This is a genomic window from Bradyrhizobium sp. HKCCYLS1011 (assembly GCF_051167795.1).
Taxonomy (GTDB): Bacteria; Pseudomonadota; Alphaproteobacteria; order Rhizobiales; family Xanthobacteraceae; genus Bradyrhizobium.
Window position 1 is genome coordinate 151,396 of the sequence record NZ_JBNPTT010000002.1, and the last position, 22,615, is coordinate 174,010.

The 22,615-nt window shown below is 63.7% G+C and carries 18 protein-coding genes; 8 read left to right on the plus strand and 10 right to left on the minus strand.

What is annotated here, in order from left to right; genetic code table 11:
* Positions 1-35: 35 nt before the first annotated feature.
* The 10 genes from ACQR1W_RS05290 to ACQR1W_RS05335 all read right to left on the minus strand — a co-directional run bounded on the left by ACQR1W_RS05290 (position 36) and on the right by ACQR1W_RS05335 (position 12,380).
* Positions 36-1,520, minus strand: coding sequence for an AMP nucleosidase (locus tag ACQR1W_RS05290; protein ID WP_434849827.1), 1,485 nt, complete (start codon positions 1,518-1,520; stop codon positions 36-38).
* An 811-nt stretch (positions 1,521-2,331) separates the two neighbouring features.
* Positions 2,332-3,369, minus strand: coding sequence for an amino acid ABC transporter substrate-binding protein (locus ACQR1W_RS05295; RefSeq protein ID WP_434850430.1), 1,038 nt, complete (start codon positions 3,367-3,369; stop codon positions 2,332-2,334).
* A gap of 60 nt (positions 3,370-3,429) precedes the next feature.
* Positions 3,430-4,026, minus strand: a complete 597-nt coding sequence (locus ACQR1W_RS05300) for a L,D-transpeptidase (RefSeq protein WP_434849828.1) — start codon at positions 4,024-4,026, stop codon at positions 3,430-3,432.
* Positions 4,027-4,131: 105 nt separating this feature from the next.
* The gene (locus ACQR1W_RS05305; RefSeq protein WP_434849829.1) at positions 4,132-4,260 is read right to left on the minus strand and encodes a DUF2474 domain-containing protein; all 129 of its coding nucleotides are present in this window, start codon (positions 4,258-4,260) and stop codon (positions 4,132-4,134) included.
* The gene (gene cydB, locus ACQR1W_RS05310) at positions 4,260-5,270 is read right to left on the minus strand and encodes a cytochrome d ubiquinol oxidase subunit II (protein ID WP_434849830.1); all 1,011 of its coding nucleotides are present in this window, start codon (positions 5,268-5,270) and stop codon (positions 4,260-4,262) included. The genes ACQR1W_RS05305 and cydB overlap by 1 nt, the downstream gene beginning before the upstream one ends.
* The gene (locus ACQR1W_RS05315) at positions 5,267-6,673 is read right to left on the minus strand and encodes a cytochrome ubiquinol oxidase subunit I (RefSeq protein WP_434849831.1); all 1,407 of its coding nucleotides are present in this window, start codon (positions 6,671-6,673) and stop codon (positions 5,267-5,269) included. The genes cydB and ACQR1W_RS05315 overlap by 4 nt, the downstream gene beginning before the upstream one ends.
* Positions 6,674-7,066: 393 nt before the next feature.
* Positions 7,067-7,678, minus strand: a complete 612-nt coding sequence (locus ACQR1W_RS05320) for a sigma-70 family RNA polymerase sigma factor (protein WP_008971764.1) — start codon at positions 7,676-7,678, stop codon at positions 7,067-7,069.
* Between the two features lie 228 nt (positions 7,679-7,906).
* On the minus strand, positions 7,907-8,647 hold the full coding sequence (locus ACQR1W_RS05325; protein ID WP_434849832.1) for a response regulator: 741 nt from the start codon (positions 8,645-8,647) through the stop codon (positions 7,907-7,909).
* Positions 8,644-10,389 (minus strand): ATP-binding response regulator, encoded by a 1,746-nt coding sequence (locus ACQR1W_RS05330; protein ID WP_008971766.1) that lies wholly within the window; start codon positions 10,387-10,389, stop codon positions 8,644-8,646. The genes ACQR1W_RS05325 and ACQR1W_RS05330 overlap by 4 nt, the downstream gene beginning before the upstream one ends.
* Complete coding sequence (locus ACQR1W_RS05335; protein WP_434850431.1) at positions 10,359-12,380, minus strand: ATP-binding protein; 2,022 nt, start codon at positions 12,378-12,380, stop codon at positions 10,359-10,361. Before ACQR1W_RS05335 ends, ACQR1W_RS05330 begins: the two co-directional genes overlap by 31 nt.
* A 491-nt stretch (positions 12,381-12,871) precedes the next feature.
* Between ACQR1W_RS05335 and ugpB the strand changes: the two genes are divergently transcribed.
* The 8 genes from ugpB to ACQR1W_RS05375 all read left to right on the plus strand — a co-directional run bounded on the left by ugpB (position 12,872) and on the right by ACQR1W_RS05375 (position 22,614).
* Positions 12,872-14,191 carry a sn-glycerol-3-phosphate ABC transporter substrate-binding protein UgpB gene (ugpB, locus tag ACQR1W_RS05340; protein ID WP_434849833.1) on the plus strand — a complete coding sequence of 440 codons (1,320 nt, stop codon included), beginning with the start codon at positions 12,872-12,874 and terminating at the stop codon, positions 14,189-14,191.
* A 28-nt stretch (positions 14,192-14,219) separates the two neighbouring features.
* Positions 14,220-15,170 (plus strand): aminoglycoside phosphotransferase family protein, encoded by a 951-nt coding sequence (locus ACQR1W_RS05345; protein WP_434849834.1) that lies wholly within the window; start codon positions 14,220-14,222, stop codon positions 15,168-15,170.
* Positions 15,171-15,369: 199 nt separating this feature from the next.
* Positions 15,370-16,992 (plus strand): ABC transporter substrate-binding protein, encoded by a 1,623-nt coding sequence (locus ACQR1W_RS05350; protein ID WP_434849835.1) that lies wholly within the window; start codon positions 15,370-15,372, stop codon positions 16,990-16,992.
* 196 nt (positions 16,993-17,188) lie between these two features.
* On the plus strand, positions 17,189-18,202 hold the full coding sequence (locus tag ACQR1W_RS05355) for an ABC transporter permease (RefSeq protein ID WP_434849836.1): 1,014 nt from the start codon (positions 17,189-17,191) through the stop codon (positions 18,200-18,202).
* On the plus strand, positions 18,199-19,098 hold the full coding sequence (locus ACQR1W_RS05360) for an ABC transporter permease (protein WP_434849837.1): 900 nt from the start codon (positions 18,199-18,201) through the stop codon (positions 19,096-19,098). Before ACQR1W_RS05355 ends, ACQR1W_RS05360 begins: the two co-directional genes overlap by 4 nt.
* A 138-nt stretch (positions 19,099-19,236) precedes the next feature.
* Positions 19,237-21,036: a dipeptide ABC transporter ATP-binding protein gene (locus ACQR1W_RS05365; RefSeq protein ID WP_434849838.1), complete on the plus strand. Its 1,800-nt coding sequence runs from the start codon at positions 19,237-19,239 to the stop codon at positions 21,034-21,036.
* 11 nt (positions 21,037-21,047) lie between these two features.
* Positions 21,048-21,227 (plus strand): DUF4089 domain-containing protein, encoded by a 180-nt coding sequence (locus tag ACQR1W_RS05370; RefSeq protein ID WP_008972565.1) that lies wholly within the window; start codon positions 21,048-21,050, stop codon positions 21,225-21,227.
* Positions 21,228-21,237: 10 nt separating this feature from the next.
* A complete protein-coding gene (locus ACQR1W_RS05375; protein WP_434849839.1) occupies positions 21,238-22,614 on the plus strand; it encodes an AtzE family amidohydrolase in 1,377 nt (458 codons plus the stop codon).
* The last annotated feature ends 1 nt before the right edge of the window (position 22,615 follow it).

Below are 22,615 nucleotides of genomic sequence, written 5' to 3' on the forward strand. Positions count from 1 at the left end.
AAAAAAAAAAGCACGCCATCACGCGGGCGACAATGCTACTGAAACGCCACTTCCGCGAAGCTGCGCAATTTGCGCGAATGCAGCCGCTCCGACTCCTCCTGCTTCAGCTGCTCCAGCGCTTTCAGTCCGATCTGCAGATGCTGGCCGACGCGCTGGCGGTAGAACTCATTGGCCATGCCGGCGAGCTTGATCTCGCCATGCAGCGGCTTGTCGGACACGCAGAGCAGCGTGCCGTAGGGCACGCGGAAGCGATAGCCGTTGGCGGCGATGGCCGCCGACTCCATGTCGAGTGCGATGGCGCGTGACTGCGACAGCCGGTGGATCACCGCAGGACCGCTGATCTCCCAGTTCCGGTTGTCGACGCTGGCGACGGTGCCGGTGCGCATGATCCGCTTCAGTTCGAAGCCCGACAGTCCCGTGATGTCGCCGACCGCGGATTCCAGCGCCACCTGCATCTCGGCCAGCGCGGGAATCGGCACCCATGGCGGCAGCTCGTGGTCGAGCACGTGGTCTTCGCGCACATAGCCATGGGCGAGCACATAGTCGCCGAGCCGCTGCGAGTTGCGCAGGCCTGCGCAGTGCCCGAGCATCAGCCATGCATGCGGCCGCAGCACGGCGACATGATCGGTGACGTTGCGCGCGTTCGAGGGTCCGGTGCCGATGTTGATCAGGGTGATGCCCTGATAGCCTGGCTCGACCAGGTGATAGGCCGGCATCTGCGGCAGGCGCTCGGGCGCCGTCCCGGTCGTGCCGCCGCCCAGACGCTGGTTGCGCATGATCACGTTGCCGGGCGCGACGAACGCATCGGGGCCGGCCTCACCCGCGGCGAGGCGCTGCTGGCAGGCTTGCACGAAGGCGTCGACATAGAACTGATAGTTGGTGAAGATCACGAAGTTCTGGAAGTGCTCGGGGTCGGTTCCGGTGTAGTGATAAAGCCGCCGCAGCGAGTAGTCGACGCGCGCCGCCCGGAACAGCGACAGCGGCTCGGGCTGGCCGGGCGCGCGCTCGAAGGTGCCGTCAGCGATCGCGTCGTCCATCGCCGCCAGATTGGGCGTGTCGAACACGTCGCGCAGCGACCGCGTCAGCAGGGCGCTATCGACGCCCGCCAGCGACCCCTCGATATTGATGTCGCGCCGGTAGGCGAAGTGAATCGGGATCGGTTCGTTGGAGACGCCGATCTCGACCGGCAGGCCGTGGTTTTCGATCAATAATCGGATCTGCTCGGTGAGATAGAGCCGGAACAAATCGGGGCGCGTGACGCTGGTCTCGTGCACGCCCGGCCGGGCGACGAACCCATAGGACAGGCGCGAATCGAGCCGGGCGTGGGTCGAGGTCGTGATGCGCACGAAAGGATAGGTGGCGCGCACGCGGCTCTGGAACACCTCGCCATTGGCATAGGCCTGGAAGCGGTCGCGCAGGAACTGGGTGTTGCGCTCGTAGATCTCTTCCAGGCGCGCGACCGCCGCATCGGCGTCGGTGAAGGCTTCGGTCGCGATAGGCTGCGGGGTCTGCATGGTCATTTGCGAAACACAGTTGTGGGATGCAGATCGCCTCAAACAATCTGCCTGATCATTGAAACAGCATATCACGAACGCGGAGCACTTGCTCGATGTCGGCACTGCAATTTCGAAGACCAGTGTGCCTCTCGACCGCCACAAAACGACGTGCTTCTCAGTTGCCCGGCGGGCAGCTTGCGCAACCGCGGCATGCGCAAACTGCCCGTCGTGCCAGTTTGCCGCAGGTGTGCGCGCTTGTGTCGTCGGGCAAATCACAACGATGATCTCGGCCATCCCGTTCGCGATGAAGAGGGGCGTTTCGGCCGATCGTCACGAAGCGTAGCGGCGGGGAGCGGTGGACGCATCGGGCTTGGGGCTTTGCATTCGCTGAGCCGGCGAGCAAGTCAGGTGTGGACGGTCAAGTCGCGTGGTCCTGACCTCCCGATGCTGAGGTCAAGTCGGCTCATGATGCGCAACGCATCTCGCTGATGATGGGGGCAAGAAAGCCCGGTCCCCAGGGAGATCGCGAAGCAGCCGTTAAAACCATCGCGCAGGGAAGGCCGGGTCGTCCGGCTGGACCTGTGGTACCTGCCGCCTGCATTTTTCCGCAGGCGGGCCACGGGCCTCAGTCGAGGTCCGGCCTTCCCTGCGCCCTCTATCTCAAGAGGGCGAATGAATTTGCAAAGCTCGGACGCGAATCGCGCCGCGAGGATGTGGGCGCATATCTGGCTGTTCGAGGTGTGGGAGTAGAGAGAAGCTACTCTCAGCTCGTCATTCCGGGCTCGCCCTGCGGGCGCCCCGGAATGACGGTGGAGGGCTTCCAGATCCCCGATCGTCACCTGATCGGCGGCGCGTATTGAATGCCGCCGGCATTCCACAGCTGGTTCATGCCGCGGGGGATCTTCAGTGCAGACTCGCTGCCGATGTTGCGCTCATAGACCTCGCCGTAATTGCCGACACGACGGATGATGCGCGCCGCCCAATCCTTGGAGAGGCCGAGGTCCTCGCCGAAAGAGCCTTCATTGCCGACCAGCCGCATCACGTCCGGCTTCTTCGATTTCAGGGCTTCGTCGATGTTCTTGGAGCTGACGCCGAGCTCCTCGGCGTTGATCATCGCATACAGCGTCCATTTGACGATCATCATCCAGTCGTCGTCGCGCTGGCGCACCACGGGAGCCAGCGGCTCCTTCGAGATCAAATCGGGCAGGATGTCGTGATCGTTCGGCTTCGACAGCTTCAGCCGCAGCGCATAGAGCTGAGAGACGTCGGCCGTGAAGGTGTCGCACTTGCCGCTGTCATAGGCGTTGACGACGTCTTCGAGCCTGTTCAGCTTCACCTCTTCATACTTCATGTTGTTGGCGCGGAAGTAGTCGGCGAGGTTGAGCGCGTTCGTGGTCGCGTCCTGGACGCAGACCTTGCTGCCGGAGAGGTCGAGCGCGCTCTCGAGCTTGCGCGAGCGTGGCACCATGAAGCCCTGGCCATCATAATAGGCGACCGCGGGGAAATAGAGATCGTAGTTCTGCTCGCGCGACATGCTCCAGGTCGAGTTGCGCGAGAGGATGTCGACCTTGCGGCTCTGCAACTCCTTGAAGCGCTCATTGGCGTCGAGCGGAACGAACTTCGCTTTGCTTGGATCATCGAAGATCGCGGCGGCCACGGCACGGCAGAAGTCGACGTCGAAGCCGCTCCAATTGCCTTTGTCGTCGGGGATCGAGAAGCCGGGCAGGCCGGTATTGACGCCGCACAGCACTTCGCCGCGCCGCACGGTGCGCTTCAAGGTGCGGGTATCGTAGACCTCATAGGTCACGGCGGCGGCCGCGACGAGAACGGCGACGGCGAGCCCGATCAGCAGGCCGCCCCAAAAAGTGCGCATCATGGGTCACTCGCAAAGGTCAGGAGAAAGCGATGGATTGAAATTGACGCGACTGCGCCGTCACAGTTCCGGCTTCTGGCGCACCACGACCTTGGTGCCAACCGGCACGCGATCGTAGAGATCGGCGACATCGGTATTGACCAGGCGGAAGCAGCCGGAGGAGATCTTGGTGCCGATGGTCCAGGGCTGGTTGGTGCCGTGGATGCGGTAGACCGTGGTGCCCAGATACATGGCGCGCGCGCCGAGCGGATTGCCCGGACCGCCGGCCATGAAGCGCGGCAGATAAGGTTGGCGCGCGATCATCTCCGGAGGCGGAGTCCAGTCCGGCCACTCGGCCTTCTTGGTGATGTTCAGCAGGCCCTGCCATTGGAAGCCGTCACGACCGACGCCGATGCCATAGCGGATCGCGCGGCCGCCCGGCTGCACCAGATAGAGATGGCGCTCGGTGGTCGAGATGATGATCGTGCCCGGCGGTTCGGTGGTGCGATAATAGACGATCTGCTTGTGCCATTCCGGATCGAGCTCGAAGCTGTCGTCGGCGACGAGGCCGGGCTGATCGCCCGGATCTTCCGGCTGCTGCGCCCAACTATGCGCCGAGGACAAGGCCAGCGCGATCGCGGTCGTTGTGATGCAGATCAGGTGACGAAACCCCGCCATTCCAAGCTCTCCTTAACGACCCCTGCCAAGCTTGCCCCTGTTGACCACCCTCCCGATCAAAGGCGGGATTTTGATGCAAAGTCAAGGCGGCCGCGGGGGCAATGCTCAGGCGGACTTCAGCCAGAGCCGCAAGATGAATGCGACAGCCGCGACGGTCCCCACGCCCGCAATCCACAGCGCCGCGAACCACAGCAGTCGCTTCGCAAGCGGCGGCTCGTCATTCAAGGAGGGCATCAGTGATAGCCGCTGTCAGCTCTGACCTTGCCGCGAAAGACCCAATAGGCCCAGCCGGTATAGGCGAGGATCAGCGGGATCAGCACGGCAACGCCGACCAGCATGAACAGCTGGCTCCGCTCGGGCGCCGCGGCCTGCCAGATCGTGACACTCTGCGGCACGATATAGGGATACATGCTGATGCCGAGCCCGGCATAGGAGAGCAGAAAGAGCAGGAGCGACAGCACGAACGGCCAGCTGTCCCGACGCTCTGCGAGGTTCTTCATCAACAGCACGGCTACCGCGATGACTGCAAGCGGCACCGGTGCGGTCAGCACGATCGCGGGCCAAGAAAACCAGCGCTGCGCATATTGGATGGTGAGCAACGGGGTGGCGAGGCTGACCGCGCCGATCGCGATCAGCATGGCGAACAACAGATACCAGCTCAGCCGATAGGCCTGGTCGCGCAGCTCGCCTTCAGTCTTCAGGATCAGCCAGGTGGCGCCGAGCAGCGCATAGCCGACCACCAGCGCGACGCCGGTGAGAATGCTGAACGGGCTCAGCCAGTCCCACCAGCCGCCGGCATATTGCCGGTGCTCGACATGCACGCCCTGCAGGATGGCGCCGAGCGCGATGCCCTGTGCCAGGGCGGCGATCCAGGAGCCGCCGGAAAAGGCGAGGTCCCAGAGAGCGCGGCTGTTCCGGGTGCGCCAGCGGAATTCGAAGGCGACGCCGCGGAAGATCAATCCGACCAGCATTGCGATCAGCGGGGTGTAGATCGCCGGCAGCAGGATCGCATAGGCGAGCGGAAACGCCGCCATCAGACCGCCGCCGCCGAGCACAAGCCAGGTCTCGTTGCCGTCCCAGACCGGTGCGACCGTGTTGGTGATGACGTCGCGATCCTCCTTCGCCGGAAACAGCGGAAACAGGATGCCGAGCCCGAGATCGAAGCCGTCCATCACGACATAGACGAAGACCGCGAAGGCGATGATGAAGGCCCAGAGCGTCGTCAGATCGATCGATGCCGTCATGTTGCGCCAACTCCTGTCGGCACGCTGGGCGCCGGCGTGATGCCCGCGGTCCGCGTCGGACTCTCGGTGCTCGGTCCTTTCTCGCCGGGATGCGGCGGCGCCGCCATCAGCCGCAGCAGATACAGAATGCCTGCGGCATAGACGATGAAATAGACGATGATGAACGCGAGCAGGGATGAGCCGACCGCGGGTGCTGCCAGGGGGGATGCCGAATCGGCCGTGCGCAGCAGGCCATATACGGTGAACGGCTGGCGGCCGATCTCAGTGGTCATCCAGCCCGCGATCACGGCGACGAAGCCGGCCGGCCCCATCGCGATCGCGAAGCGATGCAGCAGCGCCGACTGGTACAGCCGGCCGCGCCAGCGCTCCCACAGGCTGAACAGGCCAAGCGCCAGCATCAAGAACCCGAGCCCCACCATGATGCGGAACGTCCAGAACGGGATCGCGACCGGTGGCCAGTTCTCGCGCGGCACGGTGTCGAGGCCCGCGAGCGGCGCGTCGGGCGAGTGCTTGAGGATCAGCGAGCCCAGCTTCGGAATGCCGACCGCGTATTTCAGCTTGCCGGCGGCCTCGTCGGGCCAGCCGAACAGATACAGCGGCGCGCCATCCTGGTGGCTCTCGAAATGACCCTCCATCGCCATGATCTTCGTCGGCTGGTGCGCGAGCGTGTTGAGCCCGTGCTGGTCACCGGCCAGGATCTGGATCGGCGCCACCAGGGTCGCCATCCACATCGCCATCGAGAACATCACGCGCGGGCCCGGCAAATGCGGGTTGTGCAGCAGATGGAAGGCGCCGACGGCGCCGACCACAAGCGAGGTGGTCAGATAGGCGGCCAGCACCATATGAACCAGCCGATAGGGAAAGGACGGATTGAAGATCACCTTCAGCCAATAGGCGGAGACGAATTGGCCCTCGGCATTGACCGCATAGCCGGCCGGCGTCTGCATCCAGGAATTGGCGGAGAGAATCCAGAATGCGGAGATCAGGGTCCCGATCGCGACCATCAGGGTGGCGAGGAAATGCAGGCGGGGACCGACGCGCTTCAGCCCGAACAGCATGACGCCGAGAAAGCCGGCTTCGAGGAAGAACGCCGTCAGCACCTCATAGGCCATCAACGGGCCGATGACCGGGCCGACCTTGTCGGCGAACACCGACCAGTTGGTGCCGAACTGGTAGGACATCACGATGCCCGACACCACGCCCATGCCGAAGGCGACCGCGAAGATCTTCAGCCAGTAATGGAACAAGTTGATGAAGACCTCGCGCCCGGTCCACAGCCACAGCGCTTCGAGCACCGCGAGATAAGAGGCGAGCCCGATCGAGAACGCCGGAAACACGATGTGGAAGGTCATCGTGAAAGCGAATTGCGCCCGCCCCAGATCAACTGCATCCAAACCGAACATGCGCACCGTCCGTCAACCATGCCCGGCTGCTTTAGCACGCGGCGTGTGACGGGAAAATCGCACCGCTCAACCGGCAGGATCAAATGCCAAATTGCCCCAGGCGGCGGTAGCGCACCGCAAAAAGAGAACGGCCCGGAGGTGGGCATCCTCCGGGCCATGGGGCAACTTGGAAGGTGGAACTCGTCCGGCGAAAAATCGCTTCGCTTCAGGACTGAAGCCAGCTGGGGGACTGGGTTTCAGTCGACGGTCAGGGTTGTAGCAGGGGACCTTTTCCGGGTGATTGCGCCGATTGTTTCAATTGTTTCGTTCAGCGTCTTCCGCCAGGAGCTTGCCGGGGCATTACGCCTGTCCCGGCAAATTTTCGTAAAAAAGACCTGGTCAGCGATCGGTCAGTCAAGCGGCGAGGCTGTTCACGCCTGCGCCCCGCAACAGATCGGCGAGCTGCTTGCGCGCATAGAACATCCGCGTCTTCACCGTGCTCTGCGGGATGCCAATGATCTGTCCGACCTCCTCGACCGACTTCTCATGATAGTAGACGAGATTGATGATCTCGCGGTGCGCGGGCGACAATTTTGCGACACAGGCACGCAGAATGGCGCTGGTGGTGGCGCGCTCGAGCGACGTCTCCGGCGTATCCGAGTCGTCGGCGATCTCGCGCACTTCCTCCTGGTCGATATCCTCGAACCGGCGCTGGCGCAGCGCGGTCAGCGCCTTGAACCGCGCGATGGACAACAGCCAGGTCGAGACCTGCGACCGGCCCTCGAATTGTTTCGCGGTCCGCCAGACGTCCAGAAACACTTGGCTGACCAGGTCTTCCGCAATCGTTGTGTCGCGCACGATCCGCAGGATGAAGCGATAGACCCGCACATGATGCCGCGAATACAGAACATGCATCGCAGTGCGGCCGCCATCGGCAATGCTCTGCAGGAGCATGTCGTCCGAGGTCGCCTGGGCAGCGATGATGCCCTGGCTGGCTGCGGAATTGATGGCAACGACGTTTTGCATGACGCTCTCCCGTTCCGCCGCCCCCTTGCGGCGTTTCGTCGGCCCGGATTCTTACTGGGGGCCGGTTTCGGGACGTCTGCACCAGGGCAAGAAAATGGTTTCGTGGACCCGGGTAATTGTTTCGTCAGCAGCAACGCGGCGAAATACTCATGGCGAAATTGTGGAGCTTTTCACGCGGTGGCATTTCGTATGCCGCCAAGTCCCCTGCCGGACCGCGGAAGCCCGCGGTCAGGCCTTTTCGCCGGCCGGGGAGAACAGGTAACCGCCGCCTCTGATGGTGCGGATCACGGCCGGTTTGCCCGGATCAGGCTCGATCTTGCGGCGAATGCGCATGATGCGCAGGTCCACCGCGCGATCGAACGCCTCGGCGTCGCGGGCATTGGCAAGCTCCAGCAGCCGCTCACGCGACAGCACCCGCTTGGGGTTGGACGCAAACACTTTCAGCAGGCTGAACTCGGATGCGGTCAACGGATGCTCATTGCCTTCGTCGTCGCGCAACGCCTGGGCATCGAGGTCCAGCCATTTGGTGCCGAAGCGGACCAGCTGCTCCTTCGGCTTCGCGGCCGCAACGTCCGGCGCGGGCGCCGCCGCCTTGGCAGGCGTGCTCCGCCGCAGCACGGAGCGGATGCGGGCCATCAATTCGCGCAGTTCGCAAGGTTTGGCGACATAATCGTCCGCCCCGAGTTCGAGGCCGACGACCCGGTCGATCGGGCTTGCGGTCGCGGTCAGCATGATGACCGGGATGTTGGTGCGGCTCTTGAGGTCGCGGATGATCGACAGCCCGTCCTCTTCGGGCATGTTGAGATCGAGCACGACCAGGTCGGCAGGACCGGCCGCGATCGCATTGCGCAGGCTCTTGCCGCCCTCGCACAGGGTCACGATAAAGCCGTGCATCTTGAGGTAATCGCCAACCATCTCCCGGGCCGGCGCCTCGTCGTCGACGATGATGATGTGCTGGCTCTGGGTCATGACAGTTCGGCCGTCGGAAGCATGATGGTGAAGGTCGATCCCTGGCCGGGACCATCGCTTTTAGCAGTCACTTCGCCGCCGTGCATATCGACAATCCGCTTGACAATCGAAAGGCCGAGTCCGGTTGAACTCTCGCCGGCCGTGGGTTTTGCCGATAGCCGCTGGAAGCGGCCGAACAAGCGGCCCAGATCCTCAGGCGACAGACCCGCGCCCTGGTCGCTAATGCTGATCACCGCATTGTCCTCGTCGCCCTTCACCTCGACGCCGATCCGGCCGCCGATCGGGCTGTATTTGATGGCATTGCTGAGCAGATTGTCGATCGCCTCGCGGATGCGGTCGGTGTCGCACATGGTTGGAAGATGTGCCGGCGCCGAGACCGAGATGATCTGCTGCTTGTTGTGCGCCAGTGGCTGGTTTGCCTCGACCACCTCATGGGCAAGAGCTGCGATGTCGACCGACTCGCGCCGGATCGTGATGTCGAACGCATCGGCCATGGCGTCGGAGATCAGATGATCCACCATCGAGGTCAGCCGCTTGGCGGCATCGCGGATATGCTCGATCTGGGCGGTGGTGCCGTCCTTGGAGGCGCCGGTCGCGATCAGCTCGGTCAGCATTTCGGTGCGGCCCATGATCACGCCGAGCGGATTCTTCAGGTCATGGGCGACGGTGCCGAGAATCTCGTTCTTGAAGCCGTTGGCGCGCTGCAGGCGAAGCCATTGCGCCGACAGCCTTCGGTTCGCCTGCATCAGCGCGCGGGTGCGCTGCGCGACGCGGTCCTCGAGCTGGGTGTTGGCTTCCTGCAGCTGCTGGTACAGGATCACATTGTCGAAGGCGATCGACAGCCGGCTGGAGAAGATCTCGACCAGCGATCGGTCGGTCTCCGAGAGCGGGCGCTCCGCCTGCAGCAGCACGACCACCTCGCGGCCGGAGCCGGTGCGCACATAAAGCACGGTGCGCTGGTCGGCGAATTCGTTCACGCGCTGCTTGAAGGCGGCTTCGACCATGTTGCGCAGATCGGGGTCGAGCGATTTCGAGCTCGGCGCGCCCGTGAAGCGGCTGTAGCAGCCGGAGCCTGCGAGCACGGCGAAATCTTCGGTCTGGCTGCCGTCGTCGCGCAGCACCAAAATACCTGCGCAGTCGACATTTAGCAGCGAGGCGATCTGGGTCAGCACGCCCTCCGCAAGCCGCTGCATCGACTTGAAATCGTACAGTGTGGAGGCGGCGTCGATGATGATTTCGAGCCCGCGCCGGGTCTGCACCATGCGTTCGAGCTGCTGATAGCTGCGCAACGCCGCGGTCAGCGACGTGAACAGCTTGTCGGCCGTGAGCTCGGTCTTCGCCTTGTAGTCGTTGATATCATACTGGACGATGACCCGCCGCTCCGGGGCCTGGCCGGGCTGCCCGGTACGCAGGATGATGCGCACCGTTTCGTTCTTGATTTCGTTGCGGATGTATTCGACCAGATCGAGACCGGCGACGTCGGTCTCCATGATGACGTCGAGCAGCACCGCTGCGACGTCAGGGTGGTCGCGCATCAGGGTGCGGCCTTCTGCCGCGGAATAGGCGGACAGGATCTCAAGCCCTTGGCCGTTGAGGCTGTAGTCGGACAGCGCAAAGCGGGTGCCCTCGTGCACCGCGTGATCGTCGTCGATGACCGCGATCTTCCATTTCCGCGCCGAGTGGTCGTTCTCGACGATGCCGGTGTCGTCGATCAGGTGGAGGACATCGTCCTGTTCGGCCATTGCGTCGTTCCGTCCCCTGTAGTTTCGGAGCCGCCCAATTCCTTAGAACCTCGGGCGACCCGCGGCATGATAATGCGAAAGGTGGTGCCTTGTCCCAGCCGTGACTCGAGCATCATCCGGCCGCCGAGCTGCTGGGTTACAAGATTATAGACGATATGCAATCCGAGTCCGGTGCCGCCCTCGTTGCGGCGGGTCGTGAAGAACGGATCGAAGGCTTGGCGCTGCACCTCGGGCGTCATGCCGGCCCCGTTGTCGGAGAAGATGATTTCGATATCGTCAGCTCCGCGCGGGCGTGCTGTGATCGAGATCGTGCCAGCGCGGCCGTCTGCAAAGGCATGGTTGACGGCGTTGAGGAACAGATTGGTCAATATCTGTCCATAAGAGCCGGGATAGCCGTCGATCGGAAGCCCTTCGGGCACGTCGACCGTGAGCGCGATCGGCGCTCGTTTCAGCACCGGTTTCAGGCTGGTGATGATCTGGTCGGTCGCTTCGCTCAGGATGAACTGCCGCCGCTCCGCATGCGAGCGGTCGACCGCGACCTGCTTGAACGACTGGATCAGTTCGCCGGCGCGCTGCAGATTGGCGACCAGCTGCTGGGAGGCGTCGCGCGAGGAGCGCACAAAATCCTCGAGCTGCGAGCGACGCAGGCCGCTGGAGGACTTCAGCTCGGTTTCGAACAGGTCGGCACGGCGGGCAAAGCTCGATGCGACCGTCAGGCTGATGCCGATCGGGTTGTTCACTTCATGCGCGACGCCGGCGACCAGGCCGCCGAGGGCGGCGAGCCGCTCGGCGTCGATCAGGTTGCGCTGCGCGGCGTTGAGCTCGAGCAGGGCGCTCTCGGCCCTCTCCTTGGACGTGCGCAGCTCGTCCTCGGTCTTGCGCTTGGCGATCGCGTTCTCGCGAAAGATCTCAACGGCGCGCGCCATGGCGCCGATCTCGTCGCGCGCCTCCGTGCCCAGAACTTTGCGGTCGTAGTCGCCGGAGGCGATGGCGCGCATCGCGGCCATGATCTGCTGCAGCGGCAGCCGAATCGACAGCGCGATCAGCACGCCCGCCGACAGGATGATGCCGAGGAAAAACACCGCGATCGAGAGCACCCGGCGCGAGATGTCGGCCAGCGTCCGGTCGAAGGTGGCTTGCGCCTTCTGCTCGCGCTGGCGCATCTGCACCGACAGGTCGTCGATGGCCCCGATGGTTTCGGCCTGGCTCGCATCGATGGTGTTGCGCAACAGCTCGGTCCGGTTGGTCAGCTCCTCGGAGAGCTTCGAGAAGCCGGCACGGAGTGCGGCCGTGCGCGCCGACAGCCGTTCCACCGCCAGGCGCTGAAGCTCGTTGTCGGCGAGGCCGGACATCTGAGGAATGGTTCTTTCGATGACCTCGGTGTTGCGCCGCGCCTCTTCGGCGGAGGCCGGCGCCAGCGACAGATAATACGAGTTCGCCGCGACCAGCATCGCCGTGAAGGCTTCGCGCGATCGACCGAGCGGTGGCCAGATTTGCGCGTCGCGGTGGCCGGTCGCGCCTTCGATCACGGAATAGAGGCCGGCCATCTCTCGGGCCGGACCAAGCACCTCGTCCTCATAGGTCTTCGAAATCGTGGTCTGCAGGCTGCGCAACTCGCCGAAGCCGTCGAGAAAGCGGACCGTGACCCGCTCCAGCTCTTCGACCGATCCCGACAACATCGGGTCGGTGGACGCACGGGTGGTCAGGGTGCCGAGCACAGCCTCGCGCAGGAGCAGGATCTCGGCGAACAGCTCCGGGCTGGGCTGGTTGATATAGCGGTGGATGAGGTTCTGCAGCCGGCTGGTCTCGCTCTCGAGGAGCGCCAGGATCTTGTCGGATTCGCGGACCTGGCGGACGTCCTCCCAGGCCGAGCCGAGCACGGCCGCGCCATTCCAAATCAGGCCCGCCAGCACGATGACCACGGCCGAATTGAGCGCGGCAATGGACAGGATCCGCCAGCGGATCGGTACCGCGCGAAGCAGGCGCACCATCCGGGCACGACCGAGCGCCGCCAGGCCGACCTGCCGGTCTTTCGCGCCCTGCTGGTCGGTGGTCGCCACTTTGAGCTACCTCGGCCCGTATTGGCGCGGACGGAAGGCGGCCGTCCCTCGGCCGAGCTTAGCGTTACGCGATACGATTTGGCCGTTATTGTGCATCGCAACCGTGCCGAGATGAAAGGCGGGAAGCAGCGGTGGAAGGGCCCGATCCGGATTTGGCGCGCCGTTCACACTCAAGCTCCGCGAAAGATGGGCGCGGTACACAGGCAACATGGTCCCCTTGATGATGAGGTCGAGTCCGACGCGAAAAGGTTCAATGCAGTCTGCAATGGGTGCTATAAGACCATTCTGCCGAGATGGCGATGCTCGTCAATGGTTGGTTAACAGATACGTTTCGCCACATAGTTGCGGCTGCGGTTTGTCCTATTTGAACTTTCATTTCTGCCTATCAGAATTTTAATCGGTCTGAACTGGGAATCATTGCCGTGACTGTCCTTTTGCGTTCTCTGAGCTTCATCGCAGCCGTGAGCTGGGGCGTGACGCCCGCTTCTGCCGCGACCGACATCATGTGGTGGCATGCGATGTCGGGCGAGCTCGGCAAGCAGGTCGAGAAGCTCGCCGCAGAATTCAATGCCTCGCAAGCCGACTACCGCATCGTGCCCAGCTACAAGGGCAACTACACCGAGACGGTGACGGCCGCGATCTTCGCATTCCGCTCACGCAGCCAGCCGGCGATCGTGCAGGTCAACGAGATCGCAACCGCCACGATGACCGCGGCCAAGGGCGCCATCTATCCAGTCTTCGAGTTGATGCGCGATGAGCAGGAGCGCTTCTCGCCCTCCGCCTATTTGCCGGCCGTGACCGGCTATTATGCCGATGTCGACGGCAATCTGCTATCGTTCCCGTTCAATGCGTCGACGCCGATCCTGTACTACAACAAGGACATGTTCCGTCGCGCGGGACTTGATCCGGAGGTTGCGCCCAGGACCTGGCCGGAGGTCGGAATGGCGGCGACGCGGCTGCGCGACAGCGGTGCCCTGTGCGGTTTCACGACATCCTGGCCATCCTGGATTCACGTCGAGAATTTTTCGGCCTTTCATAATCTGCCGATCGCGACGCGCATCAACGGTTTCGGCGGCCTTGACGCCGTCCTTATCTTCAACAATCCCGTGCTGACGCGCCATGTCGCACAACTGGCGGATTGGCAGTCCGCGAAAGTGTTCGACTATAGCGGGCGCGGACAGAGCGCCGAGCCGCGCTTTCAGAAGGGCGAATGCGGAATCTTCATCGGCTCGTCGGCGACCCGCGCCGACATCAAGGCCAATTCGAAATTCGAAGTTGGCTACGGCATGATGCCGTACTGGCCGGATGTGGCCGGCGCCCCGCAGAATTCGATCATCGGCGGCGCCACGCTGTGGGTGCTTCGGGATCGTCCGCGCGCCGAGTACAAGGGAGTGGCCAAGTTCTTCGCCTTCCTGTCGAGGCCGGAGGTGCAGGCGGCGTGGCACCAGGCGACCGGTTATGTGCCGATCACCCGTGCCGCGTTCGAGCTCACCCGCGCGCAGGGCTTCTATGATCGTGATCCCGGTGCGGCGATCGCGATCGAGCAGATCACGCTGCATCCGCCCACCGAGAACTCGCGTGGCCTGCGGTTGGGCTCCTTTGTGCTGATTCGTGACGCGATCGAGGACGAGCTGGAGCAGGCCATCAGCGGTCGGAAATCGCCGCAGGCTGCGCTCGATGCCGCGGTCGAACGCGGCAACAAGCTGTTGCGACAGTTCGAGCGCGCGAGCCCGGACCGTTGAGCTTGGCGCCGCATCCGTTGATCGCAGCATGATCTCGCCACCACGACTGACCGACGCAACGGAGTTTCGCGGCCTTCGCAGCGATCCGCAGCGCTGGCTGCCTCTGGCGCGCGATATCGCCCGCAGCCATGGCTACGCCGGGTGGGAGCCGACGCCGTTTGCGACGGGAACGAATCTGGTGGTCGGCATCGGTGATCGCCTGATCCTGAAGATCTTTCCGCCGGTGCACCGCAGCCAGTTTCTATCCGAGCGGGGCGCGTTGCGGGTATTGGCCGGTCAGCTCCGCATCGCGATCCCCGAGCTCGTGCATGAAGGTGAGCGCGAGCAGTGGACCTATCTCATCATGACCAGGCTGTCGGGCGAACTTGCCTCCGATGTCTGGCCTGGCGTCACCGAAGTGGCAAAGGAGCGCCTTCTCGGGCAACTGGGCGAAACCATTGCCGAGGTGCAGCGCGTGCCGCCGGGAGAGCTCGCGCAGATCGCGCCGGATTGGGCGACGTTCATGCAGGGGCAGATCGCGGGATGCCGCGCGCGGCATCAGCGGCTCGGCCTGCCGGATAAATTCCTGGCTGGGCTCGATGCCTTGTTGAGCGAGGCGCAGAACCTGATCCCGATGACGCCTGTGCCGGTGATCCTCACCGGTGAATACATCCCGGAAAATTTCCTGGTCGCGCGCCGGGGTGATGGCTGGTCTGTCTCTGGCTTGTTCGACTTCGGCGATGTGCTGACCGGATGGGGCGAGTACGATCTGCTCGGGCCGAGCGCGTTCATGACGGCTGGCCATCCGGGACGGGTGCACAGTCTCTTGGCGGGTTATGGCTATGCCAAGGATGCCATCAGCGGCAGCCTCAAGCGCCGCCTGCTCGCTTTGATGCTGCTGCATCGGGCCAGCGATCCTCTCCGGCATATCTGTATCGAGGATTGGCCCTTAAAGGCTGCCAACCTTGATGAACTGCAGGAGCTGATCTGGCCCGGTTGACATCCAGTCACATAGAGCAGTGGCGAGAGATCAGCCTAAACGATGTGCAAAACTGCCGCGCTGTATGCAATCGCAACATGCGCGCGATGCGGCAATTCGCGCATTGTAGAGCGAGTTCAAGTGCTTGCGCATGAGCGCGCCATTGGCACGAAGCTTGCGAATGTTCCCCGCAAAACTGATTTCTGACCGGAGCATTTGCATGAAGCGTCGTGATTTCCTGAAATCGGTTTCCGGATTGGCAGCGGGAGCCGTGCTGCCCGCGGCGCCCCACGTCATCTCGCAGGCGAAGGCCGATGCGCGGTCCGAGACGCTTCTGATCGTGTCCGAAGGCGGCCCCAACAACCTCGACATCCACGGTGTCGGCACCAATGTGCCGGGCTATGAGGTGTCGTGGAATTGCTATGACCGCCTGATCAGCCATGAGATGAAGAGTGGCCCCGGCGGGGTGCCTTACTACGATCGCGATAAGTTCAAGCCCGAACTGGCCCAGGACATGAACGTCGGTGACATGTCCGTTACCTTCAAGCTGCGAAAGAACGCCAAATTCCACGACGGCGCGCCGGTCACGGCCAAGGACGTCAAATGGTCGCTCGATCGCGCGGTCAGCGTCGGCGGTTTTCCGACCTTTCAGATGAGCGCGGGCTCGCTGACCAAGCCAGAGCAGTTCGTGGTGGTCGACGACTATACCGTGCGCGTCGACTTCCTGAAGAAGGACCGGCTGACGATCCCTGATCTCGCCGTGATCGTGCCCTGCGTGGTCAACTCCGAGCTCGTAAAGAAGAACGCCTCCGAGAAGGATCCCTGGGGCCTCGAATTCACCAAGCAGCAGACCGCGGGCTCCGGCGCCTACAAGGTCACGAAATGGACCGCCGGCACCGAAGTGGTCATGGAGCGCAATGACGAATGGGCCTCCGGTCCACTGCCGAAGATCAGGCGGGTGATCTGGCGCATGGTGCCGCAGGCCGGCAACCGCCGTGCGCTGCTCGAGCGCGGCGATGCCGATATCTCCTACGAACTGCCGAACAAAGACTTTCAGGAGATGAAGGCGGAGAGCAAGCTCAACGTCGTGTCGCTGCCGTTCTCCAACGGCATCCAGTATATCGGCATGAACGTCACCAAGCCGCCGTTCGACAATTTGAAGGTGCGCCAGGCATTGGCCTATGCGCTGCCCTATCAGAAGATCATGGACGCCGTGATGTTCGGGCTCGCCAACCCGATGTTCGGTGCGCCGGCCGACAAGCCGACGGAGGTGGCTTGGCCGCAGCCGCACAAATATGCGAGCGACCTTGAGAAGGCCAAGGCGCTGATGGCGGAAGCCGGCTATGCCAACGGCTTCGAAACCACGCTCTCCTTCGATCTCAACTTCGCACAGGTCAACGAGCCGCTCTGCGTGCTGGTGCAGGAGAGCCTGGGACAGATCGGCATCAAATGCACCATCAACAAGGTGCCCGGAGCGAACTGGCGGACTGAACTCACCAAGAAGGTGCTGCCGCTCTACACCAACGTCTTCTCAGGCTGGCTCGATTACCCCGAGTACTTCTTCTACTGGTGCTATCACGGCAACAATTCGATCTTCAATACGATGAGCTACCAGTCGCCGGAGATGGATAAGCTCATCGACGGCGCGCGCAATGCGGCCGCAACCGGCGACAAGGCGAGCTACGATGCGGACGTGAAAGGTTTCGTCGATCTCGCCTTCACCGACATTCCGCGCGTCCCGCTGTATCAGCCTTATGTCAACGTGGCGATGCAGAAGAACATCTCCGGCTATCAGTACTGGTTCCACCGGCGGCTCGACTATCGCTCGCTGGCGAAGGGGTGAGTGGCGTGACCGGCATTGGTGATGTAGGCGAAACTCTCTCATTCCCTCCCCCCTTGTGGGGGAGGGGCAGGGAGGGGGGTAGCTACACGCACTGCCGTCTCGGTTTACCCCCCACCCCAACCCTCCCCCACAAGGGGGGAGGGAGCCGAGCGCACAGCGTTGCGCGACCGAGGCCATCTCTGTCGAGGTGGCGGCCATGCTGACGCTCATCGCCAAGCGCCTCGCCTTCGCGATCCCCTCGCTGATCGGGGTTGTCATCGTCACCTTCCTGCTGACCCGTGCATTGCCCGGCGATCCCGCCGCCTATTTCGCCGGGCCCGCGGCGACCAAGGAGGCGGTCGAGCAGATCCGCAAGAAGCTCGGTCTCGACAAGCCGCTGGTCGAACAGTTCTTCCGCTACACCGCCGACCTTGCCCATGGTGATCTCGGCAACTCGCTCACCACCGGCCAGCCGGTCGCGACCGAGATCCGCAACCGCCTGCCGGCGTCCGCCGAGCTGACGCTGCTCAGTCTCTTGATCTCGATCATGATCGCGCTTCCGCTCGGCGTGCTCGCGGCGACCCGGCCGGGATCGTTGATTGATCATGCCTGCCGGATCATTACCACCGCCGGCGTGTCGCTACCCGTGTTCTTCACCGGACTGGTGCTGGTCTATGTGTTCTATTTCCGGCTCGGCTGGTCCCCGGCGCCGCTCGGGCGTCTCGACGTGTTCACCAGCGCACCGGAGACTGTGACCGGCTTTTACTTGGTCGACACTCTGATCGCGCGGGATTTCGAGGCGTTCCGCTCGGCACTCAGTCAGCTGATTCTGCCGGCGGCGACGCTGGCGATCTTCTCGCTGGCGCCGATCGCGCGCATGACGCGAGCTTCGATGCTGTCGGTGCTGGCATCGGAATTCGTTCGCACCGCGCGCGCCTCCGGTCTGTCACCATCGACCGTGACCGTCACCTATGCGTTCCGCAATGCGATGCTGCCCGTCATCACGACGCTGTCGATGGTGTTCTCGTTCCTGCTCGGCGCCAATGTGCTGGTGGAGAAGGTGTTCGCCTGGCCCGGCATCGGCTCCTACGCGGTCGAGGCGCTGATCGCCTCCGATTTCGCGCCCGTGCAAGGCTTCGTGCTGACCATGGCGGTCATGTATGTCGCGCTCAATCTCGTCATCGACATTCTCTATGGCGTCATCGATCCCCGTGTGAGGCTGGAAGGATGAGCACTGTCGCGCCCACCGCTGACCCCGTCATTCCATCACGACGATCGGGCCTCGTCGCTGTTATCGAGCACACGCGCTATGTGCTCGGTGAGAACAAGGTCACGGCCTTTGCCTTCGCGCTTCTGATCGTGATCCTGTTTGCGGCGCTGTTGGGGCCGTGGATCGTGCCCTACGATCCGCTCGCCAGCGACACCGCATCGGCCCTGAAGCCCCCGTCGGTGGCGCACTGGTTCGGCACCGACCAGCTGGGTCGCGACATCTTCAGCCGGGTCGTGGTTGCGACGCGCCTGGATACGTTCATTGCGATTGCTTCGGTGGTGCTGGTCTTCGCCATGGGCGGGCTTGCGGGCGTGGCCGCCGGCTTCTTCGGCGGCTGGACCGACCGTATCGTCGGCCGCATCGCCGACACTATCATGGCGTTCCCGCTGTTCGTGCTGGCGATGGGCATCGTGGCGGCGCTCGGCAACACCGTGCAGAATATCATCATCGCCACCGCGATCGTGAATTTCCCGCTCTATGCGCGGGTCGCACGCGCCGAAGCCAATGTCCGCCGCAATGCCGGCTTCGTCCAGGCGGCGCGGCTGTCGGGCAACAGCGAGGCGCGGATTCTGCTCGGCCATATCCTGCCAAACATCATGCCGATCATGATCGTGCAGATGTCGCTGACCATGGGCTACGCCATCCTCAATGCCGCCGGCCTGTCCTTCATCGGGCTCGGTGTCCGGCCGCCCACGGCAGAGTGGGGCATCATGGTTGCCGAGGGCGCATCGTTCATGGTGTCCGGCGAATGGTGGATTGCGCTATTCCCGGGACTGGCGCTGATGATCGCCGTGTTCTGCTTCAACCTGCTCGGCGACGGCTTGCGCGACATCGTCGATCCGCAGCGGCGGACGTGAGGCGATGGGCGTCCACGAACACAGCTTCGTCATTGCCGGGCTTGACCAGGCACTCCATCAGTCAAAGCGTATGCTGAATTTTTGGATGGATGCGCGGGTCAAGCCCGCGCATGACGGTCTGAGTGATTGGAGAACATCATGACCGCACAGCCGCTGCTCGAGGTCCGCGATCTCACCGTCGAATTCTCCACCCGGCGCGGCATCGTCAAGGCGGTGCAGCATATCGATATCTCCGTCGCGAAAGGCGAGACGGTCGCGATCGTCGGCGAATCCGGCTCCGGCAAATCGGTCACGTCCTATGCCGTCATGCACATCCTCGATCGCGCCGGGCGCATCGCGCAAGGCGCTGTGATGTTTTCCGGCATCGACGTCAAGGCGGCCAGCGAGGCTGAGATGCGCGATCTGCGCGGCCGCGAGATCTCGATGATCTTCCAGAATCCGCGCGCGGCGCTCAATCCGATCCGGAAAGTGGGCCAGCAGATCGAGGACGTGCTGAAGCAGCACGCCCAGGCCGCCGCGAACGAACGCCCGGAGAAGGCGATCGCAGCGCTCGAGCAGGTGAAGATCGCGCGCCCGCGCGAGCGTTATCATGCCTATCCGTTCGAGCTGTCCGGCGGCATGTGCCAGCGGGTTGTGATCGCGCTGGCGCTGGCCTGCAATCCGCAGCTGCTGATCGCCGACGAGCCCACGACAGGGCTCGATGTCACCACGCAAAAGGCAGTGATGGATCTCGTGGTCGAGCTGACGAAGCAGCGCGGCATGTCGACCATCCTGATCACGCATGATCTTGGTCTTGCGGCTGCCTATTGCGACCGCGTGGTGGTGATGGAGAAGGGCCACGTGGTCGAGACCGCCAACGCGGCCGACATCTTCGCGCATCCGCAGCATCCCTACACGCGCAAACTGATGCGGGCGACTCCGCGGCTCGGCGTGTCGTTGCGGGAACTGCTGCCGGAGGAGGAAGGGGCGCCAGCGGCGCAGCAAGCTCGCTCCGTCATGGCCGGGCTTGACCCGGCCATCCATCTTTCTTCGCAAGACTCGTCAGAAGCGATGGACCCCCGGGGCAAGCCCGGGGGTGACGAGCAGAGAGATGGCACCGCAAAGCCACTCCTTCTCGTCGACAGGCTGGTCAAGGAATATCCCCGACAGGGCGCGAGTGCGACGCTTTCAAAACTGTTCGGGCGCAAGCCGCCGGTCGAGCCCGAAGCCTTTCGCGCCGTCGACGGCATCAGCTTCATGATCGGCCATGGCGAAAGCGTCGGCCTGGTCGGCGAATCCGGTTGCGGCAAGTCGACGACATCGATGATGGTGATGCGGCTCTTGGACCAGAGCTCCGGCCGCATCGTCTTCGACGGCGAGGAGATCGGCGGGATCGCGCCGCAGGCGTTTGCGCGGCTGCCGCAACGCAGCCGCATCCAGATGGTGTTCCAGGATCCGACCGACAGCCTCAACCCGCGCTTCACCGCGGCGCGCGCCATCGTCGACCCGATCCTGCAGCTCGGCGACATCAAGGGCCGCGACGCGCTGCGGGCGCGATGTGAGGAGCTCGCGACCCTGGTCGGCCTGCCGCTCAACCTGCTCGATCGCTTCCCGCATCAATTGTCCGGTGGCCAGAAGGCGCGTGTCGGCATCGCCCGTGCGATCGCACTGCATCCGAAGCTCGTGATCCTGGACGAGCCGACGGCGGCGCTCGACGTTTCGGTGCAGGCGGTGGTGTTGAACCTGCTGCATGATCTGAAACAGCAGATGGGTATGAGCTATCTGTTCGTCTCCCATGATTTGAATGTGGTGCGCCTCCTGTGCGATCGTGTCATCGTGATGCGGTCGGGGCGAATCGTCGAGGAGGGCACGGCCGAGCGTGTGTTGGACGATCCGCAAGATCCCTACACGCGCGAGCTGCTTGCGGCGATTCCGCATCCACCGTTGCCGGTGCATTGAGAGGTGAGAGGATGGCCGAACCCTTGGATGATTACATCGATGCCGTCGGGCGCGCGCTCGGATTGCCTATCGAGGAGGACTGGCGGCCCGCGATCCGCGCCAATCTCGAAGTGTCGCTGAAGATGGCGCGGCTGGTCGACGATCATAAGCTGCCGGACGAAACAGAGCCTGCGAGTGTCTTCCGTGCCTGAATCTGCCGAGATGTCTGCAAGCGCCATCGCCGCCGCGGTGAGCGCGCGCAAGCTGTCTGCGCTGGAGGCGACCGACGCGGCCTTGGCGCGGATCACGCAGCATGATGGCGTGCTGAATTCATTCACCGACGTCACCGCCGCGCGTGCGCGGGACAAAGCGCGTGCCGTCGATGCGGCGATCGCTGCGGGCAAGAGCGTCGGTCCGCTGGCCGGCGTGCCATTCGCGGTGAAGAACCTGTTCGATGTGAAGGGGCTTGCGACACGCGCCGGTTCCAAGATCAACCGCGACCTGCCGCCCGCAGCGCGCGATGCGACCTTGATCGAGCGGATGGAAGCGGCAGGCGCCGTTCTGATCGGCGCGCTCAACATGGGCGAATACGCCTATGACTTCACCGGCGAGAATGTGCATGACGGGCCGTCGCGCAATCCGCACGATGCCACCCGTATGAGCGGCGGCTCCTCGGGTGGATCCGGCAGCGCCGTCGGCGGCCGGCTGGTGCCGCTCGCGCTCGGCTCAGATACAAATGGCTCGATCCGGGTGCCGTCGTCGTTCTGCGGCATTTTTGGGCTCAAGCCGACCTACGGCCGGCTGTCGCGCGCACGCTCATTTCCCTTCGTCGCCAGCCTCGATCATCTCGGGCCCTTTGCCCGTTCGGTCGAGGACCTCGCGCTCGCCTACGACGCCATGCAAGGGCCGGATGCTGACGATGCGGCCTGCACGAGCCGCGCGGCGGAGCCGGTGACGCCGTTGTTTAGGCAGGGCATCCCCGGTCTGCGCGTCGCTCTGGCCGGCGGCCATTTCCAAAAGCATCTGTTCCCGGAAGCGATCGAAGCGGTCAGCCGCGTTGCCAAGGCGTTGAACGTGACCGAAGTGATCGAGGTGCCGGAGGCGGCGCGCGCCCGCGCTGCGGCCTACGTCATCAGCACCACCGAAGGCGCGTCGCTGCATCTCGACCGGCTGCGCACGCGTGCTTATGACTTCGATCCCGCCGTCCGTGACCGGCTGATCGCAGGCGCGATGATTCCGGCTCCCTTGGTCGATCGCGCCCAGAAATTCCGGCGCTGGTATCGCGCGCAGGTGCTGGAGCTGTTCAAGCAGGTCGATCTGCTGATCGCGCCTGCGACGCCATGCATTGCGCCGAAACTCGGGCAAGCGACTTTCGTGCTCGACGGCGTCGAGCTGCCGGTGCGCGCCAATATCGGCATCCATACTCAGCCGATCTCCTTCATCGGCCTGCCGGTGGTCGCCGTTCCGGTGCCGCTGTCGCCGATGCCGATCGGGGTGCAGCTGATTGCCGCGCCCTGGCGCGAAGACATCGCACTTCGCGTGGCCCATGCCTTGCAGGAGATGGGCGTCGTCGCCGCGCCGGCACCGAAGGGACATTAGA